Source organism: Microbispora sp. NPDC088329 (assembly GCF_040685655.1).
Taxonomy (GTDB): domain Bacteria; phylum Actinomycetota; class Actinomycetes; order Streptosporangiales; family Streptosporangiaceae; genus Microbispora.
Genome location: NZ_JBFBIP010000004.1, coordinates 158,445 through 172,305 on the forward strand (window position 1 = coordinate 158,445; position 13,861 = coordinate 172,305).

The 13,861-nt window shown below is 74.0% G+C and carries 13 protein-coding genes; 9 read left to right on the forward strand and 4 right to left on the reverse strand.

Going from position 1 to position 13,861, the window contains the following annotated elements:
- Positions 1-199 precede the first annotated feature (199 nt).
- Genes AB0O28_RS10805 through AB0O28_RS10835 form a run of 7 tightly spaced genes read left to right on the forward strand, consistent with a single transcriptional unit; the run spans position 200 to position 6,777 of the window.
- On the forward strand, positions 200-1,342 hold the full coding sequence (locus tag AB0O28_RS10805; protein ID WP_363638653.1) for an inositol-3-phosphate synthase: 1,143 nt from the start codon (positions 200-202) through the stop codon (positions 1,340-1,342).
- Positions 1,339-2,184 carry an SCO3242 family prenyltransferase gene (locus AB0O28_RS10810; protein ID WP_363638655.1) on the forward strand — a complete coding sequence of 282 codons (846 nt, stop codon included), beginning with the start codon at positions 1,339-1,341 and terminating at the stop codon, positions 2,182-2,184. The genes AB0O28_RS10805 and AB0O28_RS10810 overlap by 4 nt, the downstream gene beginning before the upstream one ends.
- Positions 2,181-3,020: a sugar phosphate isomerase/epimerase family protein gene (locus AB0O28_RS10815; protein ID WP_363638657.1), complete on the forward strand. Its 840-nt coding sequence runs from the start codon at positions 2,181-2,183 to the stop codon at positions 3,018-3,020. Before AB0O28_RS10810 ends, AB0O28_RS10815 begins: the two co-directional genes overlap by 4 nt.
- Positions 2,986-3,489, forward strand: a complete 504-nt coding sequence (locus AB0O28_RS10820) for an EboA domain-containing protein (protein WP_363638659.1) — start codon at positions 2,986-2,988, stop codon at positions 3,487-3,489. Before AB0O28_RS10815 ends, AB0O28_RS10820 begins: the two co-directional genes overlap by 35 nt.
- 5 nt (positions 3,490-3,494) lie before the next feature.
- Positions 3,495-4,337 carry a TatD family hydrolase gene (locus tag AB0O28_RS10825; protein ID WP_363638661.1) on the forward strand — a complete coding sequence of 281 codons (843 nt, stop codon included), beginning with the start codon at positions 3,495-3,497 and terminating at the stop codon, positions 4,335-4,337.
- Positions 4,338-4,339: 2 nt separating this feature from the next.
- On the forward strand, positions 4,340-5,452 hold the full coding sequence (gene eboE, locus AB0O28_RS10830) for a metabolite traffic protein EboE (protein ID WP_363638663.1): 1,113 nt from the start codon (positions 4,340-4,342) through the stop codon (positions 5,450-5,452).
- Positions 5,452-6,777, forward strand: coding sequence for a nucleotide pyrophosphatase/phosphodiesterase family protein (locus AB0O28_RS10835; RefSeq protein ID WP_363638665.1), 1,326 nt, complete (start codon positions 5,452-5,454; stop codon positions 6,775-6,777). Before eboE ends, AB0O28_RS10835 begins: the two co-directional genes overlap by 1 nt.
- Before the next feature lie 88 nt (positions 6,778-6,865).
- On the opposite strand, the gene AB0O28_RS10840 is transcribed toward AB0O28_RS10835, so the two are convergent.
- Complete coding sequence (locus AB0O28_RS10840) at positions 6,866-8,044, reverse strand: ROK family protein (RefSeq protein WP_363638667.1); 1,179 nt, start codon at positions 8,042-8,044, stop codon at positions 6,866-6,868.
- Positions 8,045-8,322: 278 nt separating this feature from the next.
- On the opposite strand from AB0O28_RS10840, the gene hemG reads away from it, so the two are divergent.
- On the forward strand, positions 8,323-9,756 hold the full coding sequence (hemG, locus tag AB0O28_RS10845) for a protoporphyrinogen oxidase (RefSeq protein WP_363638669.1): 1,434 nt from the start codon (positions 8,323-8,325) through the stop codon (positions 9,754-9,756).
- 84 nt (positions 9,757-9,840) lie between these two features.
- A complete protein-coding gene (gene hemQ / locus AB0O28_RS10850; protein WP_363638671.1) occupies positions 9,841-10,542 on the forward strand; it encodes a hydrogen peroxide-dependent heme synthase in 702 nt (233 codons plus the stop codon).
- Here hemQ and AB0O28_RS10855 read toward each other — a convergent pair.
- From AB0O28_RS10855 to AB0O28_RS10865, 3 genes are all read right to left on the reverse strand, one after another.
- Complete coding sequence (locus tag AB0O28_RS10855) at positions 10,514-11,146, reverse strand: hypothetical protein (protein ID WP_363638673.1); 633 nt, start codon at positions 11,144-11,146, stop codon at positions 10,514-10,516. The genes hemQ and AB0O28_RS10855 overlap by 29 nt on opposite strands.
- A 120-nt stretch (positions 11,147-11,266) precedes the next feature.
- Entirely contained in the window at positions 11,267-11,932 is a 666-nt protein-coding gene (locus tag AB0O28_RS10860; protein ID WP_363638675.1) for a response regulator transcription factor, read from the reverse strand.
- Positions 11,917-13,764, reverse strand: coding sequence for a sensor histidine kinase (locus AB0O28_RS10865; RefSeq protein ID WP_363638677.1), 1,848 nt, complete (start codon positions 13,762-13,764; stop codon positions 11,917-11,919). Before AB0O28_RS10865 ends, AB0O28_RS10860 begins: the two co-directional genes overlap by 16 nt.
- Positions 13,765-13,861: the final 97 nt, after the last annotated feature.

The window sequence follows — 13,861 nt, forward strand, 5'->3', positions numbered from 1 at the left end:
GGCGGCGTGGGGCGCCCCCGATCTCCATTGCTCGGGCCGGGAGGGGGTGGGCAACCGGGCCTGGTTGCACCGTTCCCACGCAGGTGGATGAACTTTCCATAACTCTCGGGGGACTTTTTCTTGTCAGTGACGAAAGATCCCTCTTACTATCCGAATGTTCCGGGTCATCCTTCATACCCGAGTTGACGGGAGAGTTACAGTGCCCATCGGTGTCTGGCTGGTCGGCGCGCGAGGGTCCGTCGCGACCACGGCTGTGGTCGGGGCGGCAGCGGTCCGCGCGGGAGCGGCCCCGCCCACCGGCTGCGTCATCGAGGCCCCGGGTTTCCCCGGGGGATTCGTCTCCTTGCGTGACCTGGTGTTCGGCGGTCATGACGTGGCCGCGGTCCCCTTGCGCAAGAGGGCCGAGCTGCTCGCCCAGGCGGGCGTGCTGCCTCCCGTCCTGACAACCCTGCTCGCAGCCGACCTCGACGCGGCGGACGCGGAGATCAGGCACGGCTACGTCCCCGGAGAGGAGAGCCAGGCGGAGGCCGCGCGGCGGCTGGCCGCCGACATCACCGGCTTCCGGGAGCGGCACGGCCTGTCCCGGGTCGTCGTGGTGGACGTGTCGTCGACCGAGCCCCCGGCGGAGGTGCCGTACGCCCGGCTCGCCGACCTGGAGGAGGCGCTCGCGTCCGGGCAGGACGTCCTGCCCGCCAGCTCCCTCTACGCGTACGCGGCCTTCCAGGCCGGTTGCGGCTACGTGGCCTTCACGCCCTCGTCGGGCCCCACCCCGCCCGCCCTCGACGAGCTGGCGCGGCGCAACGGCGTGCCGTACGCCGGACGTGACGGCAAGACCGGCGAGACGCTGGTCAAGAGCGCGCTCGCGCCGATGTTCGCCGGCCGCGCGCTGCGGGTCCGCTCGTGGTCGGGGCTCAACCTCCTCGGCGGCGGCGACGGCGCCACGCTGGCCGATCCCGCGGCCCGGGAGAGCAAGTCGGCGAGCAAGGCGCGCGCCGTCCCCGCGATCGTGGGCGAGGACGTCGAGGGCCTGACGCACATCGACTACGTGGCCGACCTCGGCGAGTGGAAGACCGCCTGGGACCACATCACGTTCGAGGGTTTCCTCGGCGTGCGGATGACCATGCAGTTCACCTGGCAGGGGTGTGACTCGACGCTGGCCGCCCCGCTCGTCCTCGACCTCGTGCGCATCGTCGCGCGGGCCCACGAGGCCGGGCACGGCGGCGTGCTTCCCGAGCTCGGCTACTTCTTCAAGGACCCGCTGGGCGGCGCCGGGCACGACCTGCCCACCCAGTACGCCCGGCTGGTGGAGTTCGCACAGACCCTGACGGGTGAACGGCCGTGAGAGCCTGGCTGGAGCTGGTCCGCGCGCCCGCGGCGCTGTCGGTTCCCGGGGACACGCTCGCCGGTGCGGCGGCGGCCGGGCGATCGGCCCGGCCCGGCCTCGCCGCCGCGTCGGTCCTGCTCTACTGGGCCGGCATGGCGCTGAACGACTGGTCCGACCGTGAGCTCGACGCGGTGGAGCGGCCGGAGCGGCCCATCCCCTCCGGCCGGATCAGCCCGGCGGGGGCGCTCGGGGTCGCCGCCGCGCTGACCGGCGCCGGGGTGGCCGCCGCCGGGATCTTCGGCGGCCGGCGCGGGCTCGCGATCGCGGGCCTGCTCGCGGGTTCCGTGTGGGCCTACGACCTGAAGCTCAAGCACACGCCGGCGGGTCCGGCCGCGATGGCGGCCTGCCGCGTGTTCGACGTCCTGCTCGGCGCGGGCCCGGGCACCCGGGCCGCGGCCCCCATGGCCCTGGCCGTCGGCGCGCACACGTACGGCATCACCCTGCTCGGCCGGGCCGAGGTCGACGGCGCCGACCCTCCGACGATCGTCGGCGCGATGGCCGCCACCGGCGCGTCCGCGGCGCTGGCCGCCGTCGCCTGCCGCGGAGGCGGGACCGCGGCGCGCCTCGGCGCCGCCGGGCTGGTCGCCGGGTACCTCGCCACGGCCGGGCGGGCCCAGGTGGCGCTGTGCACCGACCCCGACCCCCAGCACGTGCGGCAGGCGGTGCGGATGAGCATCCTCGGCCTGATCCCGCTGCAGGCGGCGGGGGTGGCCGGACGGGGCAGGCTCGCCCAGGCGGCGGCGCTGCTGGCCGCGTTGCCGGCCGGCCGCTGGCTGTCGGCGAAGGTGGCCACGTCGTGATATGGGCCTACTGCACCAACGGCTTCCGCGATCATCCGCTCGATCAGACGCTGGAGGTGCTCGCCGACCTCGGTTACACCGGTGCGGCGGTCACGCTCGACCACGGGCACCTCATGCCCGGCGCCTCTCCGGCGGAGGTCGGGCGGATCGCGGCGCTGGCGGGGCGGCTCGGCCTGGCCCTCGCCGTGGAGACGGGCGGCAGGTACACGCTCGACCCCCGGCGCAAGCACTTCCCGACCCTGCTGCACGACGAGGCCGAGGCGCGGGTGGACTTCATCCGCGGGGCGATGCGGATCGCGGCCGACCTCGGCGCTCCCGTGGTGCACCTGTGGAGCGGCATCCGGCCCCCCGAGGTGCCCGAGGCCGAGGCGTGGGACCGGCTCGTACGGCACTGCGAGCGCCTGCTCGGCGAGGCGGACAGGGCGGGCGTCACGCTCGGGTTCGAGCCCGAGCCGGGGATGCTCGTGGCGGACCTCGCCGGATACGAACGGCTGCGCGGCCTGCTCGGCGGGCACCCGAGGTTCGGCCTCACCCTCGACATCGGACACTGCCGCTGCCTCGAGCCGTACGACGTGCCCGAATGCGTCGAGCGGGCGCTGCCGCACCTGGTGCACGTGCAGATCGAGGACATGCGGCGGGGCGTGCACGAACACCTCGAGTTCGGCGAGGGCGAGATCGACTTCCCGCCCGTGCTCGCCGCGCTCGGCGGCTTCACCGGCCTGGTCGCCGTCGAGCTGGCCAGGCACAGTCACGCGGCGCCCGATGTGGCGAGAAGGTCGATCGAATTCCTGAGGAGGGCACATGACCTGGCTGGCGCGGGCCGTAGCGGACGTTGAGCGCGACCCGGAGAGCGTCTACGCGCTGTTCCCGCGGGCCGCGCGGGAGGGCGGTCCCGGTGCCCGTGCCGAGCTGCTGAGAACGCTCACAAAGGCGGCCCAGGACCCGGCGGCGGCCATCACGAGGCTCTACTGGCAGGGCGACGCGGGGGAGCGGCTGGAGATCCTGGAGACGCTTCCGCAGCTCGACCTCGGTCCGGCCGCTCTCCCGCTCGTCCACGACGCGCTGCGGACCAACGACACCCGGCTGGTCGCCGCCGCGCTCGGCCCGTACGGCTCGGCCTGGCTGGACGACCACGCCTTCCGGCAGGGCGTGCTCAAGTGCGTCTTCATGTCCGTCCCGCTCGCGTCGGTCGAGGGCCTCGGCCGGCGCTTCGACGAGGAGCTGCGGCGTATGCTGGCCGACTTCGCCGCCGAGCGCCGCGCGGCCGGGCGTCCCGTTCCCCCCGACGTTCTCGAGAGGCTCTGATTCCGATGAGGATTTTCGACCCCCACATCCACATGACGTCCCGCACGACGGACGACTACGAGCGCATGTACGCCGCAGGGGTCCGTGCCATCGTGGAGCCCGCCTTCTGGCTCGGCCAGCCGCGCACGAACGTCGGGAGCTTCCTCGACTACTTCGACGCGCTGCTCGGCTGGGAGCCCTACCGCGCCGCGCAGTACGGCATCCGCCACTTCTGCACGCTCGCGCTCAACCCCAAGGAGGCCAACGACCCGCGCTGCCAGGGCGTGCTGGACGAGCTGCCCCGCTACCTGCTGAAGGACTCCGTGGTCGCGGTCGGCGAGGTGGGGTACGACTCGGTGACGCCGGAGGAGGACCGCGTCTTCGAGGCGCAGCTCGCGCTCGCCGAGGAGCACGGCCTGCCGGTGCTGGTGCACACGCCGCACCGTGACAAGGCGGCCGGCACCCGGCGCACGCTCGACGTGGTCAAGGGCATGGACCCGGGCAAGGTTCTCGTCGACCACCTCAACGAGCTGACCGTCGCCATGGTCCGCGACGCCGGCTGCTGGGCGGGCTTCTCGATCTACCCCGACACCAAGATGGATCCGGACCGGATGGTGGCGATCCTCAAGGAGTACGGCACCGAGCGGATGATCGTGAACTCCGCCGCCGACTGGGGGCGCAGCGACGTGCTGAAGACCCGCGAGGTCGGCGAGGCCATGCTGGCCGCCGGGTTCACCGACGAGGACGTCGACAGGGTGCTGTGGCAGAACCCGGTCGCCTTCTACGGCCAGAGCGGGCGCCTGCACCTGGACGACGTCGAGTCGGGCGGCGACTACCAGGGCAACACGATCCTGCGCGGGACGCGCTGACCATGCGCCTGCTCCATCCCTCAGGCTCCGTCGTCCACCTGGCGTACTGCACCAACGTCCATCCCGCCGAGGACCTCGCCGGGATCCACGAACAGCTGTCCGGGGTCGCCGCCCGGGTGCGGGCGCTGACCGGCGCGCCGGTGCTCGGCCTCGGGCTGTGGCTGTCGTCCCGCGCGGCGCGGGCGCTGCGGGCCGACCCCGCGGAACTGGCGCGGCTGCGCGCCCGGCTCGACGAGCTGGGGCTGGAGGTCGTCACCCTCAACGGCTTCCCCTACCAGGGCTTCCACGACCAGGTCGTCAAGCTCCGGGTGTACCGGCCCGACTGGGCCGAGCCGGAACGGCTCGCCTACACCCTCGACCTGGCAGAGATCCTCGCGGTGCTGCTGCCGGACGACGTGACCGAGGGCTCGATCTCGACGCTGCCCCTCGCCTGGCGCACGGAGTGGACGCCGGACAAGGCCGCCGCCGTCGACGCGAACCTGGGCGCGCTCACCCGGGGCCTGCGGGCGCTGGCGGAACGCACCGGCAAGACGATCCGCGTCGGCTTCGAGCCGGAACCGGGCTGCATCGTGGAGACCACCCCGCAGGCCGTCACGCTGCTGGCCGGCGCCGATCCCGAGCACCTCGGCGTCTGCCTGGACGCCTGTCACCTCGCCGTCGGTCTGGAGGAGCCCGCCGACGCCGCCGCCCTGGGGCTGCCGATCGTGAAGCTCCAGGTGTCGGCCGCGGTCGAGGCGCCGCCGGGCGGCCAGGCGGCACTGGCGGCGTACGAGGAGGAGCGGTACCTCCACCAGACGCGCTGCGCGGCGGGCTACACCGACGACCTGCCCGAGGCGCTGGCCGGGGGGCTTCCGGGGGACCTGCCGTGGCGCACGCACTTCCACATGCCGCTGCACGCCGCGGCCCCGCCGCCGCTCACCACGACCACCGCGTACCTGGAGGACCTGCTGGAACGTCTCTTGGCCTCCCCGGACGCGCCCCTCACCCGGCACCTCGAGGTCGAGACCTACACCTGGAGCGTGCTGCCCGGGCCGGTGGACATCGCCGAGGGCATCGCGGCCGAGCTCGACTGGACCCGGCGGCGGCTCGCCGCCCTCGGACTTAAGGAGATCTGATGGCGCCCGTCGTCGTCGTGAACGTCGTCGGCCTGACCCCGCGCCTACTGGCGCACATGCCGAACGTGGCCAAAGTGGGGGCCGCCGCGTCCCTGACGCCCGTGCTGCCGGCGGTGACCTGTTCCGTGCAGGCCACGCTGCTGACCGGATCGATGCCGCGTGACCACGGCATCGTCGGCAACGGGTGGTACTTCCGTGACCTGGGCGAGGTCTTCCTGTGGCGGCAGCACAACCGGCTGATCCAGGGCGAGCAGCTGTGGGACGCGGTGCCCGGGATCCGCACGGCCAACGTCTGCTGGTGGTACGCCATGGGCGGCTCCAGCGACTTCATCGTCACCCCGCGCCCGATCTACTACGCCGACGGGCGCAAGGAGCCCGACTGCTACACCCGGCCGCCGTCGCTGCACGACGACCTGGTGGGCGCGCTGGGCGAGTTCCCGCTGTTCACCTACTGGGGACCGACGGCGAGCATCGCCTCCTCCAAGTGGATCATCGCGGCCGCCCGCCGCATCCTCGCCAAGGAGCGGCCCGACCTGCTCATGGTCTACATCCCGCACCTCGACTACGACCTGCAGCGTTTCGGGCCCGACGCGCCGCAGGCCGTCGCGGCGGCCCGGGAGGTCGACGCCGCGCTCGCGCCGCTGCTGCGGGAGGACGCCACCGTCGTCGTGCTGTCGGAGTACGGCATCACCAACGCCTCACGCCCGGTCGACGTCAACCGCGCGCTGCGCAGGGCCGGGCTGCTGGAGGTCTACACGCAGGACGGCATGGAGTATCTCGACCCCTGGGCCTCACGGGCCTTCGCGGTCGCCGACCACCAGGTCGCCCACGTCTACGTGAACGACACCGCCGACCTGCCCCGCGTACGCGACATCGTCGCCGAACTGCCGGGTGTGGACGAGGTGCTGGGCCAAGAGGGCAAGGCGAAGTACGGCCTCGACCACGAGCGGGCCGGCGACCTCGTCGCCGTGGCGGACCCGGACGCCTGGTTCACCTACTACTACTGGCTCTCGGACGACCGGGCGCCCGACTTCGCGAAGCTCGTGGAGATCCACCGCAAGCCCGGCTACGACCCGGCGGAGCTGTTCATGGATCCCAACGACCCGCTGGTGAAGCTGCGCGCGGGCGCGGCGCTGGCCCGCAAGAAGGCGGGCATGCGCTACAAGATGTCGGTGGTGCCGCTGGACCCGGCGCCGGTGCGCGGCAGCCACGGCCGCCTGCCCGACGCGGCGGCGGACGGGCCGGTGCTGCTGGGCCCCTTCGACAAGGACGCGTACGCCGCGACCGAGGTCAAGGGCCTGCTCACCCAGCTTCTGAAGCGCTGAGCCGTACGAAGGCCGAGCGTGAAAACGGCCGCCGCCCCCACGGGGCGGCGGCCGTCGCGTGCGGCGGGGCTCCTCGGACGCCCGCGGCTCACTCGGCGGAGAAGACGTGGTCGCTGATGAGCCGGGTCGCGCCGATGATCCCGGCCGCGTCGCCGAGTTCGGACAAGACGATGGGCAGGTTGCCGGTCGCCAGCGGCAGCGAGCGCTGGTAGACGACGCTGCGGATCTCCGCGAGCAGCGCGTGACCCAGGCCGGCGACGCCGCCTCCGATGATCACCAGGCCGGGGTTGAAGAAGCTCACGAGCGACGCGAGCACCATGCCCATGTGCCGGCCGCCCTCGCGGACCATCCGGACGGCGGCGGCGTCGCCCGAGGCCGCCGCCGCGGCGACGTCCTCCGCGGTCAGCGCGCCCTCATGGGTGAGCCGTTCCGCGAGGAAGGGGGAGTCGCCCGACTCCGCCGCGGCCAGGGCGTCGCGGGCCAGCGCCGCGCCGCCGAAGTACGCCTCCAGGCAGCCGGTGTTGCCGCAGGTGCACAGGGGACCGTCGTCGGACACCCGGATGTGGCCGATGTCGCCGGCGCTGCCGGTGACCCCGCGGTAGATCTCGCCGTCGACCACGATGCCGCAGCCGATGCCGGTGCCGATCTTCACGAGCAGGAAGTCGCCGACGGACCTGGCGAGCCCCGCGTGCAGCTCGCCGAGCGCCATGATGTTCACGTCGTTGTCCACGAGCACCGGGCAGCCGAACTCCCGGCTCAGCGTCTCCCGCACGGGGAAGCGGTCCCAGCCCGGCATGATCGGGGGCGAGACCGGTGTCCTTTCGAGAAAGCTCACCGGACCGGGAACTCCGATCCCGACACCGTGGATCTCGGTCGTCTCGCCGGTCCGCAGTTTGCCGACGAGATCGAGGGCCTGCTCCAGCACCGCCTCGGGGCCGTCCCGCACGTCCGCCGGCTTCGACAGGTGGCCGAGCACCTCCAGCTCGCCGTTGGTCACCCCCACGTCGATGGACGTGGCGCCGATGTCGATGCCGACGAAACGCAGGTGCGACGCAATCCGTACGATGCCCGACCTGCGGCCGCCCCGCGAGGCCGCGAGTCCGCCGGATTCCAGGAGCTCCAGTTTGCCGAGCCGGTCGAGTTCGAGGGCGAGCCTCGACGGCGACAGACGGGCCACCTCGCCGAGTTCGGCGCGCGAACGCGCGCCGTCCTGACGCAGGAGGCGCAGGAGCCGCGCCTGGTGCGGGTTCTCGGGGCGAGCCGTCATTCGCTTCACGCCGCTCTTCGCATCGGGGAATCGGGGGTGCGTGCCAGAAGTGACTCTACTTCTGCTCTTACGGCATCAACTTTATTACAGCACACCCTTACTTTTTGCCCTATAGGTGAAAAGTTTCTGAGAATCTTGCCTTCCGGGCGGCTTTGCGGGTCAATGTTCCGGTACGTGACTATCTGTGTTCGTGCAGTGGGGGCCCGGCTTCCGGTATTGCGGCGGACACGCCCCGCGCCGGTTCGGAACCCGCGGCTACGGGCCGGTAGCTTTGCCCCATGGACGGGATTGCGGGTCGCCATGTGGTCGTCGTCGGCGGGGGCATCGCGGGTCTGGCCGCGGCGCTGCACCTGAACCGGGCCGACGCCGGCCTGCGGATCACCGTGCTGGAGGCGGCGCCGAGGACCGGCGGCAAGCTGTACGCCTCACAGGTGGCGGGGATCGAGGTCGACGCGGGCGCCGAGTCGATGCTCGCGCGGCGGCCCGAGGGCAAGGAACTGGCCCGGCTCGCCGGGCTCGGCGACGACCTGGTGGACCCCGGCACGACCCGGGCCTCCGTCCTGTCGCGCGGGTCGCTGCGCCCGCTGCCCCGGCAGCAGGTGATGGGCGTCCCCTCGGACGTGGTCGCCCTCGCGCGCTCGGGCGTCCTGTCGCCGGCCGGGCTCGCCCGGGTGCCCCTCGACCAGTTCCTGCCGCCCACGCTCGTGACCGGCGACGTCTCCGTGGCGGCGTACATCCGGGCCCGGATGGGGAGCGAGGTCGTCGACCGGCTGGTCGAGCCGTTGCTCGGCGGCGTGTACGCGGGCCGGGCCGACACGCTGTCGCTGGACGCCACCATGCCGCGGATCGCCGCCGTCGCCCGCACCGAGCGGTCGCTGCTGCAGGCGGCCAGGAGCATCGCCGCGGAGGCCCCCGCGAACGCCGGGCCGGTCTTCACCACGCTCAGGAGCGGCCTGGGCGCCCTGCCCGCCGCGGTGGCCAAGGAGTCGGGCGCGCAGATACGCACCGGTGTCACCGTGCGCGAGCTGATCCGTACGCCGGACGGCTGGCGGCTGATCGCCGGTCCCACCCGGGACGAAGAGGTGATCGACGCCGACGCCGTCGTCCTGGCGGTCCCCGCGCGGCCCGCCTCCCGCCTGCTGCGGCGCGAGGTGCCGAAGGCGGCGGCGGAACTGGCCGGCATCGAGTACGCCAGCATGGCGATCGTCACCCTCGCCTACCCCAGGACCGCCTTCCCCGAGCAGCCGGAGGGCAGCGGCTACCTCGTGCCGCCGGTCGAGGGCAGGCCGGTCAAGGCCGCGACGTTCAGCAGCGTCAAATGGCCCCACCTGGCCGAGGCCGACCGCGACGTCGTCATCGTGCGGTGCTCGGTCGGCCGCCTGGGCGAGGAGCTCGTGCTCCAGCGCGACGACGCCGAGCTGACGGCCCTCGCGACGAACGAGATGGCCGAGATCATGGGCGTGCGGGGTCTGCCGCTGGACACCCGCGTGACCCGCTGGGGTGGCGCGCTCCCGCAGTACGACGTGGGCCACCTCGACCGGATCGCCCGCGTGCGCGCCGCGATCGCCGGGCAGCCCGGTCTCGCCGTCTGCGGTGCCGCCTACGACGGTGTGGGCATCCCGGCCTGCGTCGCCAGCGCCCGCACCGCCGCCGAACTCGTCCTCGAGCACCTGCGGGAGACCCGGGACGCGGCACCGGCCCAGGACGCCTGACCGGGCGCGGCCACCGGCCGCCGGTCCGCCCGAGCGGCGGTACCCGGCGGCCGGACCACCGCGCCGTACCGGCAGAATGGAGGCATGACGGAGCCCGCCCCGCGCCCCAAGGCACGCGATCTCAACCTGGTCATCCGCTACACCATGTGGTCGGTCTTCCGGCTGCGCGACCAGCTTCCCGCCGCCCGCGAGGGCGTGGCCGGCGAGGTCGAGGAACTGCTCGCGCAGGCGGCGGGCAAGGACGTGACGACCCGCGGCTGCTACGACGTGGCCGGGTTCCGCGCCGACGCCGACTTCATGTTCTGGTGGCACGCCCCCTCGGCCGAGGACCTGCAGGAGACCTACACCCGCTTCCGCCGCACCGCCCTCGGGCGCGCGAGCGAGCCGGTCTGGTCGGCCATGGCCCTGCACCGCCCGGCCGAGTTCAACAAGTCCCACATCCCGGCCTTCCTCGCCGACGAGGAGCCCAAGGGCTTCGTGTGCGTCTACCCCTTCGTACGGTCCCTGGAGTGGTACCTGCTGGAGGACTCCGAGCGCCGCAGGATGCTCGCCGAGCACGGGAAGATGGCCCGTGACTACCCCGATGTGCGGTCGAACACGGTCGCCTGCTTCGCGCTCAACGACTACGAGTGGATGCTGGCCTTCGAAGCCGACGAGCTGCACCGCATCGTCGACCTGATGCGCCACCTGCGCGGAGCCGAGGCGAGGCGGCACACCAGGATCGAGATCCCCTTCTACACGGGCACCCGCAAGCCGGTCAGCGAACTCGTCGCCGCGCTGCCCTGACGATCGCGAACGCCAGGACGCCCCAGGTGAGGGCCTCGACGAGGGGGCCCGCCGCGCCGAGCGCCATCGCCAGCGGCAGCGTCGCCGGGAGGACGACGGCGACCGCGCGGGGAACCGGCGCCGAGCGGAAGACCGCGATCGCCAGCGGGACCAGGCCGGCCAGCCACAGCACGATCCCCGGCGCGTACAGCGCGCCGAGCGGGTCCGGCGGGTTCGTGGCGAGGACGAAGGTGGCGGTCACCGGGACCGCCACGACCGCGTGGCCGAGGCCGTACAGCAGCGCCCCGGCGTCGCCGATCCGCCCCCAGCCCGGCGCCGGGCGGCCGACGCGGCGCAGGGCCAGGACGGCGGCGACCGCCGCCGTCAGGTGGAGGGCGTACGCGCCCTCGCAGACGTAGTCGCCCACGGAGGCGAACGGCACCGTCTGCGTGTGCAGGATCTGCGTCACCCCGAGCGCCAGCGCCACCGCGGCGGCGATGACGGGAGCGGCGGCGAGCGCGGCGATCCGGCCGGGCGCGGCGGCCGTGACCGCCGCGCCGTCCGGCTCGTCCCGGCCCTGCGGCCCGTCCTGGCGGGCCGGGCGTGGCGATGTGGTGGCGTCCATGAGGATCTCCTCCGGGATGGGCTGTCGTTACCCGTCCAGGTTCGGACCGCGCCGATCCCGAAGGCAGGAGCCGATGTTCCCGTCGGCCCGGGAACGCCTCCCGAGCCGCGGGGGCCGGGCTCAGCCCGGCGCGAGCCCCGCCGAGCGGGCGGCGGCGACCGCCTCGGCCCGGTCGCGCACGCCGAGCTTGACCAGCACACCGGAGACCGCGTTGGCCACGGTCTTCGGGCTGACGCCCAGACGCGCCCCGATCGCCTGGTTGCCCAGGCCCAGGGCGACGAGTTCGAGGATCTCGTACTCCCGGTCGGTGAGCGCGGGGAACGGCCGCGGGGACACGCGGGGCGGTGCGTGCAGCAGCTTGATCACGGCCTCGGCCGCGCCGGTCCCGAAGACGGCCTGCCCCCGGGCCGCCGCCCGCACCGCCGCGATCACGTCGTCCTGGGCGGCGTTCTTGAGCAGGTAACCCCTCGCACCCGCGCGGACGGCCGCCAGCAGCGACAGGTCGTCGTCCGACATCGTGAGCATGATCACGCTGGGCGGGCGGGGTCCCGCCGACAGGCGCCGGGTCGCCTCGATGCCGTCCATGCCCGGCATCGCGATGTCCATCAGCACGACGTCGGGGGAGTGTTCGCGGACGGCGGCGAGCGCCCGGAGGCCGTCCTCGGCCACCGCGACGACCTCGATGCCCTCCACGGTCGACATCAGCGCCCCGAGGCCGTCGCGGACCACCGGATGGTCGTCGACGACGAGCAGCCTGATCACATGCCCGATCACAGGGGAATCCACGCGGTCACCACCGTTCCGCCGCCCGCGGCGGCTCCGATCGTCAGCGTTCCGTCCAGTTCCTCCACCCGCTCCCGCATGGAGGTCAGCCCGACTCCCGGGACGGCCTCCGGCCCGAGTCCCCGTCCGTCGTCGCACACGCTCAGCTCGAAACCGTCCCCGGCCCGGCCCAGCCGCACCGCGCAGCGGCGGGGCGCGCCGTGACGCACCGCGTTGGTCATCGCCTCGCGGGCCACCAGATAGGCGGTGACCTCCACGGCGGCCGGCAGGCCGCTCACGTCCCCGGCCGCGATCTCGATCTCCACCTCGCCGTCGCCCAGCGTCGCCGCGGTGTGCTCGACGGCGCCGGCCAGGCCGAGCTGCGCCAGCTCCGGCGGCCGCAGCCCCCGCACCAGGCGGCGTACGCCCGCGCCCGCCTCGGCCACCTGGGTCCTGATCTGGGTCAGCAGGCCGCGGGCCCGCTCGGGGTCGGCCTTCAGCGCGTTGCCCGCCGCGTCCACCGTGAAGCCGATGCCCGCGAGGAAGGCGCCCAGCCCGTCGTGCAGGTCCCTGCTGATCCGCCGCCGTTCCTCCTCCCTCGCCGTGACCAGCAGCGCCCGCGAACGCTGCAGCGCCGCGGCGCGGTGGGCGGCGGCGAGCGCGGCCCCGGCGTGGGAAGCGAGCGGGGCGAGCGCCCGTGCGTCGCCTTCCGAGGACCCCAGGGCGCCGAGGACCTCGTCCTGGAAGCGCAGCGGCACCGACACGCCGAGCGGAGCGTGCGTGCCCCGCTCCACGACCTTCAGCGGCTCGCCGGGCGCGCCCAGTTCGGCCCGTACGTAGAGGGCCCGGGTCGCCTCGGCCACGGCGTCGGCGACGGCGGCCAGGATCTCCCCCGGATCCGAGGTCGCGGCCAGCCGGGCGCCCAGCCGGGCGTGGACGGCCTCGGGGTCGGGCCCGCCGCCGTACAGGATGCGGCCGGAGGCCCGGCGCAGCCAGCGGTGCAGCGGCTCGACCGCGACCGCCACCGCCACCGCTGCGGCGACGTGCGCCCCGGTGAGCCCGTCGACCGTGAAGTACAGCAGGGCCAGCGCCCCCGCCAGCAGCCCCAGGGTCAGCACGCGGCGCAGCCACGGGCCGGTCGCGTACAGGTCGTGGCGGAGCATCGCCACCCCGACGCAGGCCGGCAGGGCCAGGATGAACGGCACGCCGGCGGCGGGCAGCCGGGTGACGGCCGGCAGGAAGACCCCCGCCACGAACGCGGCGGCGCCGAGGCAGATCCACAGCAGCTGGGTGCGCTCCTCGCCCTGCGCCCTCGCCGTACGGACGACGAGCCCGGCGGCGCAGGCGAGCGAGGTCGCGGCGAGGATCACGACGACCGCCGGCAGCGCGTCGCGCACCGGCGCGAGCGCGGCCACCGGGAACGGCCGGTCCGCGCCCTCCGGCACGAGTGCGGCCACGACCGTGAACACCGTCGTGGCGGTCGCCCCTGTCACGGCCACCGGCCGCCAGGCCCGCCCGGGCAGGCGGCCGTCCGGCACGAGCAGCAGCAGGACGCCGCCCACGGTCAGCAGCGCGGGGGCCCAGGCCCACGTGCCCACCCAGGCGGCCCAGCGAGCGCCCGGCAGGCCGGGCCGTGCCGAGTAGGAGTCGGCGAAGTAGGCGACGGCGCCGAGCACGGTCACGAGCGAGCAGGGACCGACGGCGCCGCCCTTGCGACGGGCCACCAGATAGGCGCCGAGCGGGGTGAAGCCGAGCGCGACCGCCGCGTCCACGGGGTCGGCGCCGCCCAGCGCCCCGCCGGCCGTGACCAGGACGCAGGCCAGCCCGAACACGAGCCAGGACACGACGGCGGGCACGTACCCTCCCTCCCTCCAGACGGCCCCTCCCTCCCTCCGAACGGCGGGGACCACGAACCGTTCAGAAGGGACATTGTGGTGGATCTCGCACGAAGCA

What these genes read in the sequence shown, in the direction of transcription:
- AB0O28_RS10820 (WP_363638659.1), top strand. Translation starts at nt 2,986, where the DNA reads ATGACCTGGCTGGCGCGGGCCGTAGCGGACGTTGAGCGCGACCCGGAG.
- AB0O28_RS10825 (WP_363638661.1), top strand. Translation starts at nt 3,495, where the DNA reads ATGAGGATTTTCGACCCCCACATCCACATGACGTCCCGCACGACGGAC.
- eboE (WP_363638663.1), top strand. Translation starts at nt 4,340, where the DNA reads ATGCGCCTGCTCCATCCCTCAGGCTCCGTCGTCCACCTGGCGTACTGC.
- AB0O28_RS10835 (WP_363638665.1), top strand. Translation starts at nt 5,452, where the DNA reads ATGGCGCCCGTCGTCGTCGTGAACGTCGTCGGCCTGACCCCGCGCCTA.
- AB0O28_RS10840 (WP_363638667.1), bottom strand. Translation starts at nt 8,044, where the DNA reads ATGACGGCTCGCCCCGAGAACCCGCACCAGGCGCGGCTCCTGCGCCTC.
- hemG (WP_363638669.1), top strand. Translation starts at nt 8,323, where the DNA reads ATGGACGGGATTGCGGGTCGCCATGTGGTCGTCGTCGGCGGGGGCATC.
- hemQ (WP_363638671.1), top strand. Translation starts at nt 9,841, where the DNA reads ATGACGGAGCCCGCCCCGCGCCCCAAGGCACGCGATCTCAACCTGGTC.
- AB0O28_RS10855 (WP_363638673.1), bottom strand. Translation starts at nt 11,146, where the DNA reads ATGGACGCCACCACATCGCCACGCCCGGCCCGCCAGGACGGGCCGCAG.